Source organism: Streptomyces sp. NPDC001914 (assembly GCF_042891215.1).
In the GTDB taxonomy this organism is placed as follows: domain Bacteria; phylum Actinomycetota; class Actinomycetes; order Streptomycetales; family Streptomycetaceae; genus Streptomyces.
Genome location: NZ_JBIASW010000021.1, coordinates 1 through 19,420, shown reverse-complemented (window position 1 = coordinate 19,420; position 19,420 = coordinate 1). Strand labels below are relative to the sequence as shown.

The following is a 19,420-nucleotide window of genomic DNA, read 5'->3' as shown; positions in this document are numbered from 1 at the left end:
CCCGGACAGGGACGCGAAGCACCTCGCCATGGTGGGGTCGGGTGCAGACTTGAGGTTAACACTACCGGATCCAACAAACATTCCCCCTCTCCAAATCCGGCAACCGTGCGTCGTCAATCGACCTCGACAGGTGCGAGGGGCAGCACGCACGCCCCCTGGGCGTCGAGGTCCAGACGGTTGGCGGCCCAGCCCTGACCTGCGAGATCGGCCACCTTGTCGGCCGACGCGCGGTCCGCGAGCGCGAGGACCGTGGGGCCCGCGCCGGAGATCACCGCCGGGATTCCGTCGGCGCGCAGACGCTCCACGAGCGCGGCGCTCTCCGGCATCGCGGGGGCGCGGTACTCCTGGTGCAACCGGTCCTCGGTGGCGGGCAGCAGCAGCTCGGGACGCCGTGTCAGCGCCTCGACGAGCAGTGCGGCGCGGCCCGCGTTGGCGGCGGCGTCGACATGCGGGACGGTGCGCGGCAGAAGACCGCGCGCGGTCTCGGTGAGCACGGGCTTTCCGGGGACGAAGACCACCGGAACGATGGAGTCCGCGGGGTCCATCCTGATGGCGCGCGCGGCTCCGGACTCCATCCAGGAGAGCGTGAATCCGCCGAGCAGACAGGCCGCGACGTTGTCGGGGTGTCCCTCGATCTCGGTCGCGAGCTCCAGGAGCGCGGTGTCGTCGAGCCTGCTGTCCCCGCCTATGGTCACCGCGCGGGCGGCGACGATGCCGGCGCAGATGGCGGCCGACGAGGAGCCGAGCCCCCGGCCGTGCGGGATGCGGTTGGCGCACACGATCTCCAGGCCGCGCGGCTGTCCGCCGAGCAGGTCGAAGGCGGTGCGCAGGGAACGTACGAGGAGATGCTTCTCGTCGCGCGGCAGCGTCTCGCTGCCCTCACCCGCGATGTCGATGTGCAGTCCTGAGTCGGCCACCCGGACGACCACGTCGTCATAGAGCCCCAGTGACAGGCCGAAGGCGTCGAAACCCGGGCCGAGGTTGGCACTGGTGGCGGGGACGCGCACCCGGACGGCGGCGGCGCGGAACGCTGGACCGGCCATCGCTCGATGACTCTCCTTGAGCTGCGTGATGTACGAGATTGACGAAGAACTGCGAGATGAACCACGACGAACGGGCACGTGGACCCGGGGTCCGCGATGACCGCGCGGCACCGCGGCATATGCGGCGGGCGGGTTCGGTACAGCCTATCGAAGGAAGGTTCTGTGGCGACATAGGGCGCACAGGAGGCGCACGATGCGTGTCGTAAGCCCCTCGTGCACCCCCCGTCGGACCGGCAGGGGGACGACTCCGGCGACGGACGGTTTCCGCCGACTTTCTGACGATTTCCCGCCCGTTCGCGGCGAGTTCCTCCCGGCCGGCCGGCTCGTGCCGCTCCGGGCGGGGCCACCGGCCCCACCCGTACGCGTCGACACCGCCCTGCCCGTCACCGGCGGATTCACGCCAGAAGCAGGCTGAGTTCCGCCATTCCGGGCCGGTTTCACGCCAGTCGGAGCTTGCTGAAGCTCAGTGACACCCCGACCGGAGCCCGGCCTGCCCTGACTCCGCCGGCCTACGCCAGTCCGAGCCGTTCCGCCGCCGTCGCCGCGTCCACCGGGACCGTGACCGGCTGGGGCGCGCCCGCGACGGCCCAGTCGGGGTCCTTGAGACCGTTGCCGGTGACGGTGCAGACGATGCGCTGCCCCGGGTCGACCTTGCCCTGCTCGGCGGCCTTCAGCAGACCGGCGACGGACGCGGCCGACGCCGGCTCGACGAAGACGCCCTCCTGCGCCGCCAACAGCCGGTAGGCGCGCAGGATCTCACGGTCCGTCACCTCGTCGATGAGACCGCCGGACTCGTCCCGCGCGGCCAGCGCGAACTGCCACGAGGCCGGGTTGCCGATCCGGATGGCGGTCGCGACGGTCGACGGGTCCTTGACGATCTCGCCGCGCACGATGGGCGCGGAGCCGGACGCCTGGAACCCCCACATGCGCGGGGTCTTCCCGGCGATGCCGTCGGTGGCGTACTCCTTGTACCCCTTCCAGTACGCGGTGATGTTGCCCGCGTTCCCCACCGGAAGGACATGGACGTCGGGCGCGTCGCCGAGCATGTCCACGATCTCGAAGGCGGCCGTCTTCTGGCCCTCGATCCGCACCGGGTTCACCGAATTGACCAGCGCCACCGGGTAGTTGTCCGACAGCGAGCGCGCCAGCGTCAGACAGTCGTCGAAGTTGCCGTCGACCTGCAGGATCTTGGCGCCGTGCACGAGCGCCTGGCCCATCTTGCCGAGCGCGATCTTGCCCTGCGGCACGAGGACGGCGCAGACCATCCCGGCGCGCACGGCGTAGGCGGCGGCACTCGCCGACGTGTTGCCGGTGGAGGCGCAGATGACGGCCTTCGCGCCCTCCTCCTTCGCCCGCGTGATGGCCATGGTCATTCCGCGGTCCTTGAAGGACCCGGTCGGGTTGGCACCCTCCACCTTGAGGTGGACCTCGCAGCCCGTGCGCTCGGAGAGCACCTGCGCGGGCACGAGCGGCGTACCGCCCTCGCGGAGCGACACGACCGGCGTGCTGTCGGACACCGGAAGCCGGTCCCGGTACTCCTCGATGATTCCGCGCCACTGGTGGGTCATTGCTGGTTACTCTCCTTCAACCCGCATGATGCTGGAGACACCCCGCACGGTGTCGAGGCTGCGCAGCGCCTCGACCGTACCGGCGAGGGACGCGTCGGAAGCGCGATGGGTGACGACGACGAGGGAGGCCTCGCCGTCCTTGCCCGACTGACGCACGGTGTCGATGGACACCCCGTGCTCGGCGAAGACGGTGGCGACCTGGGCGAGGACACCGGGCTTGTCGGCCACGTCGAGGCTGATGTGGTACCGCGTGACGACCTCGCCCATGGGCGAGACGGGAAGCTGCGCGTACGCGGAGTCGCCGGGGCCGGTCGAGCCGCCGAGCCTGTTGCGGCAGACGGCCACCAGGTCGCCGAGAACGGCGGACGCGGTCGGGGCGCCGCCGGCGCCCGGCCCGTAGAACATGAGCTGACCGGCGGCCTCCGACTCGACGAACACGGCGTTGTACGCGCCGCGCACGGAGGCGAGGGGGTGGGTCAGCGGAATCATCGCGGGGTGGACGCGCGCCGTCACCGAGCCCCCGTCGGCCGCCCGCTCGCAGATGGCGAGCAGCTTGATGGTGCAGCCCATCCCCTTCGCCGAGGCGAAGTCGGCGGCGGTGACCTCGGTCATGCCCTCGCGGTAGACGTCGTCGAGACGCACCCGCGTGTGGAAGGCGATCCCGGCGAGGATGGCGGCCTTGGCGGCGGCGTCGAACGCCTCGACGTCGGCGGTCGGGTCGGCCTCGGCGTATCCGAGCGCGGTGGCCTCGTCGAGGGCCTCCTGATAACCCGCCCCCGTGGAGTCCATCTTGTCGAGGATGAAGTTGGTGGTGCCGTTGACGATGCCCATCACCCGGTTGATCTTGTCGCCGGCGAGGGACTCGCGCAGCGGCCGGATCAGCGGGATGGCGCCGGCGACGGCGGCCTCGTAATAGAGGTCCCTGCCGTGCTCCACGGCGGCCGCGTGCAGAGCGGCGCCGTCCTGGGCGAGCAGCGCCTTGTTCGCGGAGACGACGGAGGCGCCGTGCTCGAACGCGGTGGTGATCAGCGAACGGGCGGGCTCGATGCCGCCGATGACCTCGACGACGACGTCGATGTCCCCGCGTTTGACGAGGGCGGTGGCGTCGGTGGTGATCAGATCGGGATCGATGCCTGCGCGCACCTTGGAGGGCCTGCGCACGGCGACGCCCGCGAGTTCGACCGGGGCGCCGATCCTGGCCGTGAGGTCGTCGGCGTGCGTCGTCATGATGCGCGCCACCTCTGAGCCGACAACCCCGCAGCCCAGCAGCGCCACCTTCAGCGGACGCGTACGCATCATCCGACCTCGTTTCCTCATACCGTGTTCGGTTGGACCAGTCTCACTCACCGGACGGGAGTTTCTACCCTTCGTCCGGATCGTGAGACGTCCATTTCATTTTTCTGGTAGGTGACGACAGGAGATCTTCCGCCCCGGTCCGCACCCGCCGGATCCGGTCCATCCGATCACCTGACGTCACCCCTTGTCACTCGATGTCGGGTGACGTCACCCGACGTCGAGACGCAGGAGGTCCTCCTCCGTCTCGCGGCGGACGATCACCCGCGCCGCCCCGTCCTTCACGGCGACGACCGGCGGACGGAGGGCGTGGTTGTAGTTGCTGGCCATGGACCGGCAGTACGCGCCGGTGGCCGGCACCGCGATCAGGTCGCCCGGCGCGAGGTCGGCCGGCAGGAACGCGTCCTTGACCACGATGTCCCCGCTCTCGCAGTGCTTGCCGACCACGCGCGCGAGCATCGGCTCGGCGTCGGAGGTGCGCGAGACGAGGGCGACGCTGTACTCGGCGTCGTACAGCGCGGTCCGGATGTTGTCGGACATGCCGCCGTCGACGGAGACGTAGGTCCGCAGCCCGTCGAGCGGCTTGATCGTGCCGACCTCGTACAGCGTGAAAGCGGTCGGGCCGACGATGGCGCGGCCCGGCTCCACCGAGATCCGCGGCGTGCGCAGCTTCGCCGCCTCGCACTCGCGCGTGACGATCTCGCTCAGCGCCTTGGCGATCTCGTGCGGCTCGCGCGGGTCGTCGTCGCTGGTGTAGGCGATGCCGAGCCCGCCGCCGAGGTCGATCTCGGGCAGTTCGACGCCGTGCTCGTCGCGCACCGCGGCCAGCAGCGCGACCACGCGCCGGGCGGCGACCTCGAAGCCGGCCATGTCGAAGATCTGCGAGCCGATGTGCGAGTGGATCCCGACGAGGTCGAGCGAGTCGAGCGCGAGCGCCCGCCGTACGGCCTCGGCGGCCTGCCCGTCGGCGAGCGCGATCCCGAACTTCTGGTCCTCGTGCGCGGTGGCGATGAACTCGTGCGTGTGCGCCTCGACGCCCACCGTCACCCGGATCTGCACCCGCTGGCGCCTGCCCAGGGACTGCGCGATGTGCGCGACCCGCACGATCTCCTGGAAGGAGTCGAGCACGATCCGCCCGACACCGGCCTCGACGGCCGTACGGATCTCGTGGGCGGACTTGTTGTTGCCGTGGAAGGCGATGCGGTCGGCGGGCATCCCGGCCGACAGGGCCGTCGCCAGCTCACCCCCGGAACACACGTCCAGGTTCAGCCCCTCCTCGTGCAGCCACCGGACGACGGCACGCGAGAGGAAGGCCTTGCCCGCGTAGAAGACGTCGGCGTCGTGCCCGAACGCGGTGCGCCAGGCACGCGCCCGCTCGCGGAAGTCGCTCTCGTCGAGGAAGTACGCGGGGGTGCCGAACTCCTCGGCCAGCGCGGTGACTTCGAGCCCGCCGACGCGTACGACACCGTCCTCCCCCCGGCTCACGGTGTGCGCCCACACCTTCGGGTCGAGGGCGTTGAGGTCGGCGGGCGGGGCGCTGTAGTGGCCCTCGGTGAGGACGTCGGCGTGACGGGGCCCGGCGGGGTGTGCGGAACGGCTCATGTCTGCGGTGCTCTCTACTTCGTCAAAGGTATTCGGGTGCGCTGATGCCGAGCAGGGACAGGCCACCGGCCAGCACCGCCCCGGCGGCTTCGGCGAGCGCGAGCCGGGCACGGTGGGCGGCCGAGGGTTTCTCGTCGCCGAGCGGCAGCACGACGTGCTGAAAACCGAGAAGAGCGTCGGCGGTCACGACGAGATGCCGCGCCAGCCGGTCGGGCGCCCGGTGCCGCGCGGCGAGACGCAGGGCGAGCGGGTACTCGGCGAGCGCGGCCAGGAGGTCGGCTTCGCCGGGGGCGGGGTCGGATGCGCGGAGCGGGGCGCTCGGTGCACTCGTGTGCCGGGCAGCGGGACCGGCGTGAGCACCGGCCCCGACGGGCGCGCCGGCGCCGACCAGGACGGCGGAGGCGGAGCGCTCCCCGGTGTGATCACTGGAGTAGCCGAGGGTGGCGGCGTTGCGGTGCAGGGCCCGGGTGCGGGCGTGGGCGTACCGGACGCGGAAGAGAGGGTTGCTCTCGCGCTGGAGGAGGTGATCGGCGCTGATCCGGGGCCGGTCGTGCGGCGCGGGGTGGAGCAGCGCCCAGCGGGCGGCGTCGTGACCGAGGGGGGCGGGATCCTCGGGCGCGGGCACGGGCCGGAGGTTCACGGGCTCGGCGTGCCGGACCTCCGCGCGTCCGCCCTGGGTGGCGACGATCCGTACGAGGGCGTCGGCGACGACCTCGGCCCGGGTGTCGTAGGGCACGCGCAGCTCGACGACCTGCCCGGCGAGGGTGTCCCCGTGCCCGTATCGCGCACCCTGCTCCAGCACCGCCTCCACCAGCTCGCCGGAGGCGCCGCCCGCGAGGGTGATGTTGAGGAACCCGGGTCCGGTGACGGTCACGTCGGCGACACCGGGTTCCCGCGCGATGTACGTCCGCAGCACCTCGGCGACGTCGAGCGCCGGCCGCCGCGCCGCCCCGGCCAGCCGCAGCGCGATGCCGGTCGCGTAGTCCCCGCACCCGCCGGGCCCCGGCGGCGCGACCACCGCACGCTCGGGCACGGTGACCCCGCCCAGTTCCCCCTGCTCGACAGCACGACGCACCGCGCACAGCACGGTCCGGGAGAGCTCGACGGGAGTCACGGGACAAGCCTAGGGGAGAAGGGGGGTGGGAAAGCGAGCCGGTTTGGGGGATGGTCCGGGATGTGGACGGGGGTGGGGGTGCGGGATGTGGATGGAGGTGGTGGTGCGGGAAGTGGACGGGGGTGGTGGTGCTGGGGGGCTGGGGTGCCGGAGGGATAGGGGGCCGGTAGAGCTGGGGGCCGGGTGGACCTAGGTGCCGGGTGGACTGGGGCGGGGTGGACTGGGGCCGGGTGGACTGGGGCGGGGTGGGATGCGGTGCCGGTGCTCGGGCCGGCCGGGGCGCTGAGTTCCTGGGGGCGCGGGACGGAACGGGCCGGAGGTCGAGCAGGAATGGAATGCGTGAACCGTGCCGTGTCGTGCCGGAAGCTCGAGGGATGACCGAGCCCGCGAGCCCGGACGGACGCGCCCACGGGCTACGCCATGAGGCGTGAGGGGTGCTCGTATGGGTGGCTACGACGCGCCGGGTGACCCGGTGATCGGGGCTGGGTCCGGGGCCGGAACGGGAACCAAGCCCGAGACCGACCTCGGAATGGGAGCCGAGCCCGAGGCCGGGGCCGGAACCGGGATTTGGGCGGAACCGGGACCAGGACGGAATCGGAACCGACGCTTACAAGCTACGAACCGACGCTTACGAGCTACGAACCGTCGCTAACGAGCCACGAACCCCGCGACACGAGTCAGTGACCGGCGCGCCCGGACGGCTCGGCCTGCTCGACAGCACCCGCACCCCCACCGGGGTCGGCACCCGAGTCACGCCCTTCGATCAACTGCCTGACAAGGCTGACGAGTTCCGACGGCTCGAACGGCTTGGCGAGGAACGCGTCGACACCGACGTCGAGCCCGCTCTCGACCTCGTACTGCGTACAGGCACTGACGATGGCGAGGGGCAGATTCCGGGTCCGCGGGTCGGCACGCAACCGAGCGGCGGTACGGAGGCCGTCGAGTCGAGGCATCACGACGTCGAGGGTGACGACATCGGGCCGAACCTGATGGACGACGTCCAGACATTCGGCACCGTCAGCCGCGGTCACGACCTCGAGACCCTCCAGCTCAAGGTTGACCCTGATCAGCTGCCGGATGACCTTGTTGTCGTCCACAACAAGCACCCGACCGGACACGCCTGGCACAACTCGAGAGTAGGTCCGCACCCACCACCGCGTCCGGCTTTTCCCCACTTCCACCCCACCCAGCCCAACCCCCGAGCCCCTCCCCCCACACCCCCGCACCGCCCCACCCCCTCCCCCCGAGCCACCTCACCCCCACGCACCGAGCGGACCCCACTCACCCCCTGCTCCCCCTCTCGCCCCTCACTCCCCCACCCACCCCCGCAACACCACCCACCCCGACCAAAAGACGTGGCGATCACCCCTGAAAGAGCTGGTAGGGTTCTACCCGTCGCCGCACACAAAGCGCCCGACACGCCCCCGTAGCTCAGGGGATAGAGCAACGGCCTCCGGAGCCGTGTGCGCAGGTTCGAATCCTGCCGGGGGCACCCCTCATGAGGTGCCCAAAGACCCCGTCACCAGCGGAAACGCTGAGGCCGGGGTCTTCGCGTATCTACAGCCTTGTGCAGCCGCATGCCGCCCTGAGCGGCCCTATGTCGGCGTCTGTGGACTATTCGTGGACAGGACCTTGGAGCGTTTCCCCTGGTCAGTCCCAGAAAACAGCGAAGGCCCCCGGAAAGGTCCAGGGGCCCAGCGTAGGCGCGCGATACTCGCGCCGGTCAGACGTACTCGTTCAGCAGGTCCTCGATGCGGCGGTTGGCCACCTCCTGGCGCCCGTCGAGGCACTTCGCGTACCGGCCGAGGAGGACCTCAACGCTGTTGCCCGCCCGCTCGGCGACCTCGGTCGGGTCGACCCCGGCGTTGAGCCACGTGGACAGGGCGGAGTGGCGAAGGTCGTAGGGGCGACGGGCAAGCGGCGAAGCCACCGCGGCCGGCGGCAGCGCCAGCGCGCGGGCTTCCTGCCAGGCCCGAGAGTACGTCGAGGAGGCCACCACTCCCCCGCCCTCGCTGAAGAACAGGCGCCCGTCGGAAGCCGCTCCGAAGGTGTCAACGTGCTCACGGAGCATCGCCACGAGTTGGGGTGGGATTGGCACCCGGCGCACATCCTCTGCCGGTCGGTTCTTCAGCCCGCGGTCGTCGTGGCTCTCCCCGGAATCCGTCCACTGTCTACCGACGCTCGGACGGGTGCGATGCAGGAGCGCGGTTCCCCAGCCGTGCTCGGGCAGCGTCAGGTCAGCTTCGGCGAGGCCGATGGCTTCGGCGGGCCGCAGGCCCGCGAAGTACATGCAGGCGAAGAGCCCGACCAGTCGACGGCCGCGGGCCCTGCGGTAGCCGCCCACGTAGGACACGGCGTGCAGCAGGGAAAGAGCCTGCTGCGGATTCACCACAACGCGCGGGTCCACCTCGCTGGAGACCTTGGGCTTCTGCCAGCGCACGGCAGTCAGCGGATTCTCCCTGAATTCACCGAGGTCAACGGCGTAGTGCAAGGCGTTGACGAAGGTACGGCGCTTACGGCGTACGGTCTCGGCTGCAGCGGACTTCCCATCAAGACGGATCTTGAACGAGTCGAGCACCTCACGCGCCGTCACAGGATCGACCAGGTCATTCAACGGGCGCGACGCCTTGGCGATCCAATGCAGCGTGTTGGCGATCTCGGTAGGCGCCTCCCGCTCAGCCGGCCCGGGGAGCACAAACGCCCAGTTCCGCAGGGCCTGCCTGATCAGAAAGGCGCTTGGCCGTCCCGGGCGGTCGCCGAGCAGCGCGATCGTCACCGAGGTCAGTGATTCGTTGATCCCGTCGCGGGTGTTGGGCGCGGCATGCGGCCATTTCATCGCCAGGTACTTCAAAGCGAAGTCGTACCAGGTGAGCTTGGCCTTCTGCTCGGCCATCGCGTCCGGGAGGCCGGTGGCGTCGTCGAATTCCTCACCGTCCCGCGCGGCACCCATGAGCTTGGTGCGGTAGTGATCCGCGAGCGCCTTGGTCCGGAACGTCTCGGAGAAGACCTTGTCAGCAACCGACCAGCGCACGTCGTAAGAGGGTCGCTTTGAAGCACGCTTGCGAACCCCCCAGATCTTCACGTCCAAGGACTTCATGCGGCTTCCTCCCGCTCGCGCAGCCACGCGGTGAAGTCGCTTCGCCACACACGCAGCTCACCGTTGGGGAGCTTCAGGGCTTTCGGTGCCTGGCCCAGCTCCCGCCAGCGGTAGAAGGTGCGCCGGGAGACCTTCCCCAGCTCGTCAAGGATCTCCGGAACGGTCATCAGTTCATCCCTCACAGGTGCGCTCCTTCCAGGGCTAGTTGGTCGGGCAGGGCTTCGCGTGCCGTTTCGCGGTTGATCTGGAGGTCCCGGGCGATGCCAGCGGCGAGGACGGATTCCCCGGGCGTATGGCCGTGGCCGGCGTACTGCCAGCTCGCCAGTACGAGGACCGTGTCCGGCTCCGTGTCGTCGAGACCGCGGTCCTGGCGCTCTTGAGCTGCGCGGTAGTCGGCGCGGATCTGGCGCAGGGTGCCGAGGGTGGTCGAGTAGCGGCGGGACTTGGTGGAGAAGTGGCCGCGGAAGCCGAGCATGTGCGCCCAGGCCCGCAGGCGCCGATCCGGGTAGAGCGAATCGAGGTCGAAGCAGGCTTCGATGAGGCGGCGGGCGTGGTCGGGGACGCCGAGCACCACCGAGGCTTCGCGGTTGCCGATCGGCCGGTCCAGGGTTCCGGTGTTCTCGGCCGCCTTGGTGGCGTACTTGGCGACGTAGGAGGCGACCGCCTGCTCGGTGATGTCGGAACCGTCGCCGAAGGCTTTGACGGGGCGTATGTCGAGCTGAGTGCCCCACTGGAAGGAGCGGGCCGACTGCTGCCCCGCGGCGGGCGTGCTGACGGTCGAGTAACGGTGAACGGAGGCGGCCCGGATGGACTCCGTGAGTAGCGCGGTCGTGGCCCACGACGGCGGCGGATCCTCCGGCCCGTCGGGTCCGTCGAGGCGGATCACGGCGTGGAAGTGGACGGCGCCGCGTTTCTGGAACTCGGCGACCTTGCCGTAGGAGAGGCGGCAGGTATCGGCCAGTACGCGTTGGGTCAGGCCCGCGCGGGCGGCAATCTCACGGCGCAACCGCTTGACGAAGCGGTGCCACAGGTCGCCAGCGTGGTTGTTGAAGAGCACGGCGCCCGCGTAGTCGTACATTGCCGGGTCCAGCGCCGTACCAAGCGCGGAATCGTCCTCGGCGTGCCGACTGCCGCAGCGGCAGAACCCGCGGGTGGGCCGGTTGTGGACAGGTCCGAAGGACGGTGCGGTGAAGGTGGCAAAAACGCGAGGCCGTTCTCGGACCGTGGCGGGGATGCCGTGGCGGTCGTCTCCGGCGAGGCCCGCGCGGATCAGGTGGTATGTGTCGCCCGCGTAGGTCCAGGCGCAGGCCGGGCAGCGGGAGGCGCGGCGGTTTCCGCAGGCGATCCGTAACCGCGCGCCCGGCTCGTGCTCGGTGCTGTAGTGGTGGAGCGTCTCACCGGTCGTCCTGTCCTTGGTGAGGGTCCAGCCCGTGAGGTGGATGGGGTTGGCGCAGCCGCCGGTGCGGCGGATCTGGTCCTGCCAGCGGTCGAAACCCGGGGAGCCGGCCACCCGGAGTGTGTCGGCGAGGGTGGCCGGGTCCAGGCCCGCGAGGGACGCGGTGTCGGTCATGCGGCGGTCACCACCGTCTCTCGCTCGAGCGGGGTGCCGGTGATGGTCTCGGTGAGGGCGGAGACAAGGACTTCCGCGACGGGTGGAGTGACGGCGTTGCCGTACTGGCGTACGCGTTCACGCTTGGTACCGAGCACGGTGTAGGCGTCGGTGAAGGCCATACCGCGGCCGATCTCGTACGGCTCCAGCATCCGGAACAGCACGTCGTCCAGGTCGACATGGCTGCCCGTGGTCAGGCCGTAGCGGTCGTGCGTGGTCAGGGTGCCGACGGGTTCGGCTACCGGGCGGGCGGTACCGGTGCCGTAGTACGGGATGAGGAGGCTGTCCCAGTGGACCTGTTCGAGGCTGGACGGGGTGACCAGGCCGTGGTGGTTGCCGGAGGCGGTGACGGTGGCGAGAGCGTCCAGGACGGGGCGGGCGTCGGAGTTGCCGCCGCGCAGTTCGGCGATGAAGGGCAGCCAGGCCAGGCCGGTTTCGTTGCGGGCGGTCTGGGTGCGCAGCGGTTCGCCGGCCGGGGCGGCGTGCTTGCCGTCGCGGCCTTCCACGGGGACCAGCAGCGGAGGCACGGCCAGGGCGTCGTTCTCCCGGGTGGTGCGGGTGGGCAGCGGCGCCGTGACGGGGCTTGCCTCGGTGCGCCAGGTGCCGCCCGCGGGGACGGTGACGGGCAGCGCGTAGCGGTCGAGTCCGGCGCGGATCCGGGCGAGGGTCTTGGGTGACAGGCCGCCGGGGCGGGCGCCGATCGGTGTGCCGGGGCGCGACCAGTCGACGGCGACGGCGGCAGGGAGGACGGAGGGTTCCACGAGGGCGTTGCGGCAGGTGGCGTGCGGGCAGCGATAGACGTACTGCTGCCGGTAGCGACCCATGTCGCGGCGGAGGTTCTTGAACACCTGTACCGCGCGCACCCAGGTCTCGCAGCCGGGGCACCAGGCCGACGGCCTCAACCACTTGTCCCAGTCGGGAGCGCGACCGAGCGAGCGGCGCCAATACGCGAGGTAGAGCCGGTCTCGGGACTGGGGCGCGTACGGCGTGCGGACCGGGCGGGCATGCATCGAGTTCAGGGCGATCAGCCGGGTGTCGTAACCGAGTTCGCGGATGATGGCCCGCCAGGTGTGCCACAGGTCCCAGGCCCGGACGTCGATGACGTTCTCGACGATCCCGGCGAGCACAGGCCGACCCTTGGCCAGGCAGGCTTCGAGGTAGCGGGGCACGTCCCACATCAGGGCGCGGGAGCGGTCGGCGGCCGGGTCAGGCAGGGTTTCGCCGAACAGGTCGGGCTGCTTGTCGAAGTCCCGGCGGCGCCCGCGCGCGTTGGACCACTGGGGGCATTCCGGGGATGCCCAGAACACGTCGGCCGCCGGGAAGCGGGCGACATCAGCGTCGTGCAGGTCACCGCGAAAATGGTCGGTGTCGGGGAAATTCGCGCTGTGCGACTCGATCGCCCGGTCCCAGTGGTTGGCGGCCAGGACCGGACGAATGCCGGGCACGGAGACGGCGCCGTAGGACGAGCCACCGACCCCGGCGAAGAAGTCGATGTAGGTGAGGTCAGAGGACACGGTCCACCGCCCCACGCGCGATCGCCGCGTCGTACACGTCGGCGATGAGCTGGAGCGGCAGCCAGCCGAGGCCGTTGCAGCCGATGCAATTGGCGAAGACGATCGAGTAGGAGCCGTCGTCGCGTCGGGTGCCGACGGTGACGGCGGCACGCCCGAAGCCCGAGCAGTTGGGGCACGTGCGGCCGTCGTCGGGGAAGAGCTCGGTGTAGTGCGCCATGATGGGCGTTCCTTCCGGTTGAGAGATCGGACGGGGGCACGGCTCCCGGAGCGGACGAAACTTGGCGGTAGAGGCCGCTCCGGGGGCCGGTCAGCGTCGGGTGTCGCTGGCGAGGATCGAGCGGACGACGAGCGCGCACACCGCCAGGGAGGCGGCGGCAATGGCGACCGCGAGCAGCATGGAGACGAGGACCACGCCCACCACGAGGACTACGGCAACGCCTGCGCCAGCAACGGTCACAATGGCGCCCGGGGTGAGCCGGGCAGCGGGCCGGGACGGTGCAGAAGCCACGACGGCCGGCGCGTGGTGCTGGCAACCGCAGACGGCAACCGTGGCGTGGTGGGGCTGTTCAACAGCGGTCGGAGTGACCACAGGGCGGACCTGCTGGCCAGGGGTCGGGTTGACCGGGATGCGGGGCTGGAACACGGTGGAACTCCCTTCGGCATCAGCTCATTTGGTGGTGGCGTCGATGGCGGGGGCGAGGAAGCTGTCGGCGAGGAGGTAGCCGCCGATCAGCAGGACGATCACGAGCCACAGCGGCGGGCGGACGAGCTTGATGCCGACCAGGCCGACGCAGGCGATGAAGAACCACAGCGGTACGGACACGGCGCCGGTCCCCTTTCAGCGGACGGGGCAGCGGTGGCCCTGGGCGGCGATCATGGCGGGGCTGATGTCGTCGTACTCGACGGCCCAGCCGCAGTCGTCGGCGGCGCATGCGGCGACGTATTTGATCTGGCCGCGTCGTCCGTGGGCGGTGCCGACGGTGACCTTTCCGACGCGGTGCAGTTCGCGCCAGATCTGGTAGAGGCTCATGGGTGGTTCTCCTTTCGGGGTCAGGTGAGGTGGGCTGAGATTGCGTCGGCGAGGTGGGGCGGGACGCCGAGGCGGATACGCAGGGTGTCGGTGTCAATCGGGGTGCCGGTGCGGGCGCGGTGGTCTTCGGCGACCTTGCGGGCATGGTCGACCAGTGCGGCCGGGACTGGCGGAAGAGGATCAGCGGCGGGAAGTGCGGGCGGGTCCTCGGCAGCAGGCAGCCCCGCCGACTCAGCCTCAGGGGCGGGCTCACGCTCGAACTCCAGGCCCATGTCCGGTGCGGTTGGCGGGACTTCGGTTGCCGGTGCTGCGGGCTCCGGGTCAGGAGGCGCGTAGGAGTGGGCAAGGAGCGTCCCGCCGAGGAAGGCGAGCGCGGGCCATCCGGCGATGCCGAACCGCAGCCAGGCCGGCGGATGTGCCAGGTCCAGGAATCCGGCTGTGGCCACGTTGGCGCCGAGAGAGGCGACCAGGGCGATCAGGAACCAGGACCAGGCCAGCCGCGACGGCCCGTCGGAGCGGAGGCGTCGCCAGGCAGCCACCAGGAGCAAGTCGACCGAGACCGGATAGGCCCAGGCTTTCCATCCGTCCTGACCAGCAGCGGCGGCCAGGTCATGCAGGTGGGCGAAGGACAGCGCACCGGCGATCACGGCTTGAACGAGGACGGCATCCGGGCGAATCGAGCGGGACATGTCTTCACCTCCTTCTTCTGTAGGTGGAGCCGGGACCGGGCGGGGATCGTGTCCGGCCGCCCGGGCCCCGGTGCGGTTCAGTCGGTGGGGACTTCGCCGCTGCCCCAGCAGGTGAGGCAGAGTCCGGCCTGCTGATCGGCGGTGGCGCGGCCTTTGCGGGAGCCGACCCGGACGGCTTCGGTGCTCTCGCCGGTACCGTCGCAGTCCGGGCACTTCACGGGCTTGGGTACGGCGGTCCTGCGGCGGCCGGCGGGCTTCTTGGCGGTGGGCATGGTCACCGGCCCTGGCCGGGGTACTCGGGGCCCTCGTTCGGGTCGTAGCCGGGCGGGAACATCCCCGGCGGCGGTTCCGGCAGAGATGCGGCCAGGCACGGGCCCACGGTGTCAACGAACGACTGGTCAGCGTCGCGGAGTTCGGCGTAGACGGCCAGGGAGCCGAGCATCAGCACCGTGCGGTGGAAGTCCTCGCAGTGCTCACACATCGAGTGGTCCTCCTGTTTCAGGCATGGCTCGGGTAGGGACGTGGCGCGAGGCGGTCGCGCCGGCCGGTGGAGCGGGGAAGGATCAGGCGACTTGAGCTACCGCTGGAGCCTCAACGGGCGTGAGATCGAGCCCGGGCCGGAAGCGGGCCAGCTCCGGGAGATCCGGCACGAGGTGGGCGTGCCGGTTGCAGGCGGCGACGGCCTGCCGCATCGAGGTATGCGGCGTGCGGATACGGGTCCAGTCCCCGGTGGAGTAGCCGACCACGGCCATCCCGCGGCGGGCGTTGGGAATCTGGGTCGCGGCGAACACCGCGTGCGGGGAGACATCGCCGAAGGCCATCTTGGCCGTCGATTCGTCGTTGACGCGGTGCACGGTCCGGCCGGTCAGCTGGGCGCGGAGCATGGTGATCCCGTCACCGAGTTCGGACCCGAAGCGCTGCCCGTAGATGTCTAGGAACATGCCAGCCGCACGGCCGAGCTGGGCGAGGCGGATAAGGGCTGTGACGATCCGGTCCCGTCGCGGATCGTTCCGCTTGGCGCTGAGAGCGAGTTCGGCGATCTCGTCGATGGTGACCACGACGGGCACCGGGCGCAGAGCTTCGGGCAGGTCCCAGATGTTCGCGGCGATCTCGGCATCCGGGGTGTCTGCGCTGATCCGTTGTTCGCGGCGGACCACGTCGTAGATGGATTCCATCCGGGCCACGAGGGCTTCAAGGAGGTCAGCGGCGTCATCGGGATTGTCGGCCAGCGCGGAGAAGCGACGTGCGAACGGTCCGAGTTCGATCTTCTTGCAGTCGATGCCGACCAGCGCGACCGGCTGTGCGGCGAGCTCCTTGATCACGGTGCGCTGAAAGACGGACTTGCCGGACTGCGTAGCGCCGACCGTCACCGAGTGCGGCACCTCCCGGTAGTCCCGATAGTGGATCGAGCCGTCCTCCACGAGAGCGACGGGGATCTTCAACAGACCGCGGTCGGTCTTGGCGGGCATCTGTACGTGCCTGAGCACGTCGTAGCCGGTCAGGGTGATCTCGACGACGCCCGGCTTGACCTCTCGGGAGGTGACCTGATGGACGCCGAAGGAGTGGCGCAGTCGGTCAGCGGCGGCGGAGAACTCGAAGGCGTCCTGACCGGGACGCATCTTGATCCGCAGCCGGATGCCGGTCCGTGTCGGCCGCAGCCACAGCAGTCGGGGCACCCTCTGCTCCGGTACGGGCTTGTTGAACCACCGGGCGAGCGCGAGCCGCAGGCGCGAGGCCGGCACGGTCAGGTGGCAGGCGTCCATGACGGCCGCGTAGCGGAAGCGGATCCGGAGCGCGGCCAGGGCGACGCCGAAGGTCAGCCAGTACCAGGCCGGGCGGCGCCACCTCAGCAGCAGGGCGAACCCGACCACGACCGCGAGCGCGATCATTAACCGGCCCATGATCAGGCCGCCTTGGGCTTGGCCGGCTCGGTCACCAGAGAGGTGACGGCGACCGCACGGAAGCTGATCCCGTGGCGCTTCTGGCCGTTGAACTCGTTCTCCCACGGCCGGGCCACCAGACCGGTCAGGGCGACCGGCGTACCCATGACCAGCTCGCCGGAGATGTCGGGCTCGGCCACGGTCACCGTGATGACCTCCGCGTTTCCGTTCATCACGAACAGAACGTCCACGGTCACCAGCGCACTGCCGGTCTCCTGGTCGGTGGCGATCTCACCGGTCCGACGGTCCTTGACCTTGGGCTGCGGGGGCTGCGCCACCATCGCGGTGGCGGACGAGGTGTCGACGGGGATCTGACGCATCGTGCGTACTCCTTGGGTGAGTGTTGACATCAAGTGGCAACTGGCTCAGGCCAGTTGGACTGGCTTGCACCAGTAGAACTGGCTCAAGCCAGTGGCGTCAACCCCTCGGCGGCAACTGGCTTGAGCCAGGCGATAGAGTGACGTCAGCCAGTTAGGAGACTCGATGACGGATCAGGCCGGCGAGAGCAAGCCGCCCAGCCAGCGAATCGCCGACGAACTACGCGCAGCGATTCAAGGCGGGGAGTACGAGCCCGGGGAGAAGCTGAAGTCGCAACGCGCGTTTGCTGAGCAGTACGGCGTAGCGCGCAACACCGTGGACGAAGCGTTCAAGATCCTCGGCCGCGAGGGACTCGTCACCTCGGAGTGGGGGCGCGGGGTGTTCGTACGGGAGAAGCAGGCACTGATCCGCCTGGGGAACGACAGGTACTCACCCAAGTACCGGGAAACCGGACTCTCCCCGTTCCTGATCGAGTGCGCGAAGCAGGGGAAGACCGGCCGGTTCGAAGTGCTCAGCATCGAGCGGGTGAAGCCGGACGCCGAACTGGCCAAGCAGCTCAAGGTGCCCGGCAAGACGAAGTCGGTGCTGCGGCGGGAAAACGTGTTCTATGCGGACGACGACCCCGTTTACCGGGTCACGACATGGATCCCGTGGAGCATCGCGGAGGGCACCGGGCTACTCCAGGAGGAAGTCCCCCACCAGTACGGCATCCACGGAATTCTCGAAGAGAAGGGTCACGTCATGACCCGGATCAACGACGAGATCACGGCACGTATGCCCACTCCCGAGGAGGTTCGCTACCTCGGCCTGCCGTCTGGAGTCCCTGTGATCGAAGTTGCCCACACCAGCCTTGACCAGGACGGCGAACCGTACGAGCTGACGAGGTTCGTGATGCGGGCCGACATGAACGGGCTCAGCTACAACGTACCTGTCGAGTGAGGACGAGGTGAGGAACGAGATGCACCGCGACGCAGCCGGACAGACCACGACCATCCGCCCACGCACAGAAGCAGACCTGCCAGGGGCGGCGGCGGCTCTTGTCGCCGTTCACGCCGTTGACGGATACCCGGTGGAAGGCGTCGACGCCCCGCTGGAATGGCTGAGCCCCGCGGGTGTTCTTCAAGCGTGGGTGGCGGAGAAGGGCGGCAAGATCGTTGGACATGCCATGCTCAGCCAGCCTCAGGGCGAGGACGCCGTGAAGATGTGGCTCGAGCAGAGTGGCGACACCGCGGACCAGGTAGCTGTGTGCGCCCGCCTGTTCATCGCACCCGAGGCCCGCGGCCAAAGGCTCGGCGAGCAGCTGATGCGGACCACGTTCGACTACAGCAGAGCTCACGGACTACGGGTCGTTCTCGACGTCATGACCAAGGACAAGGCTGCCATCAGGCTCTACGAGCGGTTGGGGATGCATCGCATCGGGACCGCCAGGCACGCGTACGGCGAGGGCCAGGAGATCGACGCCGTCTGTTACGTGTTCCCGACGCCCGAAGCCTGACCAGGTGCCGAAGGCGGATCAGCGCGAAGCCATGCGCGTTTGTGCCGCGCCACCGCGAACAGCGAATCGACCTGTTCCCGGGTAAGCCGGCCTGTCAACGGCGCCAGGGCGGAGACCTCCCGTTCCTGGTAGGTCCGCACGGTGTGCTGCGTCGGTGCGCGGACTACCGAGGAGACGTCGACGAAGGCGAGGACGGGCACTACGTCGGGAGCGAATCCGGCGTAGCGTTCCATCACCCCTCGCACATAGGCGGCTTCCGCCTTGCTCACCGCGGGGTACGGGTGCGGAGCGCCATTGACCTTGGCCACCTCGTCACCGACCCAGACTGAAGCACCCGGGTGCCGTTTCGTGTTGAAGACGAACACCCCACCGGGACCGATCAACAGGTGATCAATGTCCCCGCCATTGCCTTTGGGGATGCCATGCAGAACCCGCCAGCCATGAACAGTGAGACGCTCCAGCTCACGCCCCACCCTCTTTTCCCCTTCAAGGCCATCGAGCCACGACTCCCATCCGGAGGGGCGCCTCAGTAACTTGGACCAGGCCCGCGCAACAACCGAGGGGCCACGAACGGCGATGTCGCTGAGGATCGCTGCACCAGGAGGATTCTTCGCCAAGTCATCGGCAACGGTGAGTTCGGGCAGAGACAGGGAACGTCGATCACGCTGGGGCTTCGCCGGGGGTGGCGATTGCTGAGGAGGCTTGGCCGGCCGAGGCCGACGAGAAGGCGACGAGTCGGGGCGGTCAGTGCGCACGGTCACCGAATCACCAAGATGTTGACGAAGCAGGACAACGGCTTCATGCCGATGCTCGGCGACCTTGACGGTGATGACCTTGGAATCCCGGTCCGCCCACGCGACGGGCGTGCCATCTGGCAGGTTCACATAGAGCCTGTCCTTGCCGTGCCGCTTCCACGGATTCACCGTGAGATCTGCCATCGGCTCCGCCCCCAAGTGCGCTTTTCGTCCCCAGCACTCATGGCAACAGCCGACGGTGCCCCAGTACAAGGGCGTTGTCGGATCCCAGCTGATGCCTGACGTTCTGGTCCCAGGCGATGCCTGACGGTGGGCCTAGACAACGTAGGGAGCCCCGTGGGGCTTGTTCGCTT

General features: G+C 69.6%; 22 protein-coding genes and 1 tRNA gene. 3 read left to right on the top strand and 20 right to left on the bottom strand.

Annotated elements, in window-relative coordinates:
- Positions 1-113 precede the first annotated feature (113 nt).
- The 6 genes from thrB to ACFYYF_RS36890 all read right to left on the bottom strand — a co-directional run bounded on the left by thrB (position 114) and on the right by ACFYYF_RS36890 (position 7,795).
- Positions 114-1,043 (bottom strand): homoserine kinase, encoded by a 930-nt coding sequence (thrB, locus tag ACFYYF_RS36915; protein WP_339131544.1) that lies wholly within the window; start codon positions 1,041-1,043, stop codon positions 114-116.
- Positions 1,044-1,552: 509 nt separating this feature from the next.
- Positions 1,553-2,611, bottom strand: coding sequence for a threonine synthase (gene thrC / locus ACFYYF_RS36910; protein WP_388782820.1), 1,059 nt, complete (start codon positions 2,609-2,611; stop codon positions 1,553-1,555).
- Between the two features lie 6 nt (positions 2,612-2,617).
- Entirely contained in the window at positions 2,618-3,910 is a 1,293-nt protein-coding gene (locus ACFYYF_RS36905) for a homoserine dehydrogenase (protein ID WP_361683365.1), read from the bottom strand.
- A gap of 204 nt (positions 3,911-4,114) precedes the next feature.
- Positions 4,115-5,506: a diaminopimelate decarboxylase gene (lysA, locus tag ACFYYF_RS36900; protein WP_388782817.1), complete on the bottom strand. Its 1,392-nt coding sequence runs from the start codon at positions 5,504-5,506 to the stop codon at positions 4,115-4,117.
- A 22-nt stretch (positions 5,507-5,528) separates the two neighbouring features.
- Positions 5,529-6,620: an ArgS-related anticodon-binding protein NrtL gene (gene nrtL / locus ACFYYF_RS36895; protein ID WP_388782814.1), complete on the bottom strand. Its 1,092-nt coding sequence runs from the start codon at positions 6,618-6,620 to the stop codon at positions 5,529-5,531.
- A gap of 677 nt (positions 6,621-7,297) precedes the next feature.
- Positions 7,298-7,795 carry a response regulator gene (locus tag ACFYYF_RS36890; protein WP_388782811.1) on the bottom strand — a complete coding sequence of 166 codons (498 nt, stop codon included), beginning with the start codon at positions 7,793-7,795 and terminating at the stop codon, positions 7,298-7,300.
- Positions 7,796-8,040: 245 nt separating this feature from the next.
- Between ACFYYF_RS36890 and ACFYYF_RS36885 the strand changes: the two genes are divergently transcribed.
- Positions 8,041-8,112, top strand: a tRNA-Arg gene (locus tag ACFYYF_RS36885).
- 231 nt (positions 8,113-8,343) lie between these two features.
- On the opposite strand, the gene ACFYYF_RS36880 is transcribed toward ACFYYF_RS36885, so the two are convergent.
- The 13 genes from ACFYYF_RS36880 to ACFYYF_RS36820 all read right to left on the bottom strand — a co-directional run bounded on the left by ACFYYF_RS36880 (position 8,344) and on the right by ACFYYF_RS36820 (position 16,819).
- The gene (locus ACFYYF_RS36880; RefSeq protein WP_388782808.1) at positions 8,344-9,717 is read right to left on the bottom strand and encodes a tyrosine-type recombinase/integrase; all 1,374 of its coding nucleotides are present in this window, start codon (positions 9,715-9,717) and stop codon (positions 8,344-8,346) included.
- Entirely contained in the window at positions 9,714-9,884 is a 171-nt protein-coding gene (locus tag ACFYYF_RS36875) for a helix-turn-helix domain-containing protein (RefSeq protein ID WP_183127728.1), read from the bottom strand. The genes ACFYYF_RS36880 and ACFYYF_RS36875 overlap by 4 nt, the downstream gene beginning before the upstream one ends.
- Before the next feature lie 11 nt (positions 9,885-9,895).
- On the bottom strand, positions 9,896-11,287 hold the full coding sequence (repSA, locus tag ACFYYF_RS36870; protein ID WP_388782806.1) for a replication initiator protein RepSA: 1,392 nt from the start codon (positions 11,285-11,287) through the stop codon (positions 9,896-9,898).
- The gene (locus ACFYYF_RS36865) at positions 11,284-12,840 is read right to left on the bottom strand and encodes a DNA cytosine methyltransferase (RefSeq protein ID WP_388782804.1); all 1,557 of its coding nucleotides are present in this window, start codon (positions 12,838-12,840) and stop codon (positions 11,284-11,286) included. The genes repSA and ACFYYF_RS36865 overlap by 4 nt, the downstream gene beginning before the upstream one ends.
- Complete coding sequence (locus ACFYYF_RS36860; RefSeq protein ID WP_388782802.1) at positions 12,830-13,057, bottom strand: hypothetical protein; 228 nt, start codon at positions 13,055-13,057, stop codon at positions 12,830-12,832. The genes ACFYYF_RS36865 and ACFYYF_RS36860 overlap by 11 nt, the downstream gene beginning before the upstream one ends.
- 90 nt (positions 13,058-13,147) lie before the next feature.
- A complete protein-coding gene (locus ACFYYF_RS36855) occupies positions 13,148-13,483 on the bottom strand; it encodes a SpdD-like protein (RefSeq protein ID WP_388782799.1) in 336 nt (111 codons plus the stop codon).
- Between the two features lie 24 nt (positions 13,484-13,507).
- Positions 13,508-13,663 (bottom strand): hypothetical protein, encoded by a 156-nt coding sequence (locus tag ACFYYF_RS36850; protein ID WP_183127172.1) that lies wholly within the window; start codon positions 13,661-13,663, stop codon positions 13,508-13,510.
- Between the two features lie 15 nt (positions 13,664-13,678).
- Positions 13,679-13,870, bottom strand: coding sequence for a mobile element transfer protein (locus tag ACFYYF_RS36845; protein ID WP_097224767.1), 192 nt, complete (start codon positions 13,868-13,870; stop codon positions 13,679-13,681).
- 20 nt (positions 13,871-13,890) lie between these two features.
- A complete protein-coding gene (locus ACFYYF_RS36840) occupies positions 13,891-14,559 on the bottom strand; it encodes a DUF2637 domain-containing protein (RefSeq protein ID WP_388782796.1) in 669 nt (222 codons plus the stop codon).
- Between the two features lie 77 nt (positions 14,560-14,636).
- Positions 14,637-14,831 carry a hypothetical protein gene (locus ACFYYF_RS36835; RefSeq protein WP_388782794.1) on the bottom strand — a complete coding sequence of 65 codons (195 nt, stop codon included), beginning with the start codon at positions 14,829-14,831 and terminating at the stop codon, positions 14,637-14,639.
- Between the two features lie 2 nt (positions 14,832-14,833).
- Positions 14,834-15,040: a hypothetical protein gene (locus ACFYYF_RS36830; protein ID WP_388782792.1), complete on the bottom strand. Its 207-nt coding sequence runs from the start codon at positions 15,038-15,040 to the stop codon at positions 14,834-14,836.
- Positions 15,041-15,122: 82 nt separating this feature from the next.
- Positions 15,123-16,460 (bottom strand): FtsK/SpoIIIE domain-containing protein, encoded by a 1,338-nt coding sequence (locus ACFYYF_RS36825; protein ID WP_388782789.1) that lies wholly within the window; start codon positions 16,458-16,460, stop codon positions 15,123-15,125.
- A 2-nt stretch (positions 16,461-16,462) separates the two neighbouring features.
- Positions 16,463-16,819 carry a hypothetical protein gene (locus tag ACFYYF_RS36820; protein ID WP_388782786.1) on the bottom strand — a complete coding sequence of 119 codons (357 nt, stop codon included), beginning with the start codon at positions 16,817-16,819 and terminating at the stop codon, positions 16,463-16,465.
- Between the two features lie 163 nt (positions 16,820-16,982).
- Here ACFYYF_RS36820 and ACFYYF_RS36815 point away from each other — a divergent pair, with 163 nt between their 5' ends.
- Together ACFYYF_RS36815 and ACFYYF_RS36810 are read left to right on the top strand one after the other, a co-directional pair.
- The gene (locus ACFYYF_RS36815; RefSeq protein WP_388782783.1) at positions 16,983-17,756 is read left to right on the top strand and encodes a GntR family transcriptional regulator; all 774 of its coding nucleotides are present in this window, start codon (positions 16,983-16,985) and stop codon (positions 17,754-17,756) included.
- A 19-nt stretch (positions 17,757-17,775) separates the two neighbouring features.
- On the top strand, positions 17,776-18,312 hold the full coding sequence (locus tag ACFYYF_RS36810) for a GNAT family N-acetyltransferase (protein ID WP_388782780.1): 537 nt from the start codon (positions 17,776-17,778) through the stop codon (positions 18,310-18,312).
- Here the strand turns inward: ACFYYF_RS36810 and ACFYYF_RS36805 are convergent.
- Positions 18,285-19,250 (bottom strand): nuclease-related domain-containing protein, encoded by a 966-nt coding sequence (locus tag ACFYYF_RS36805; RefSeq protein ID WP_388782778.1) that lies wholly within the window; start codon positions 19,248-19,250, stop codon positions 18,285-18,287. The two genes, ACFYYF_RS36810 and ACFYYF_RS36805, sit on opposite strands and share 28 nt — an antisense overlap.
- Positions 19,251-19,420: the final 170 nt, after the last annotated feature.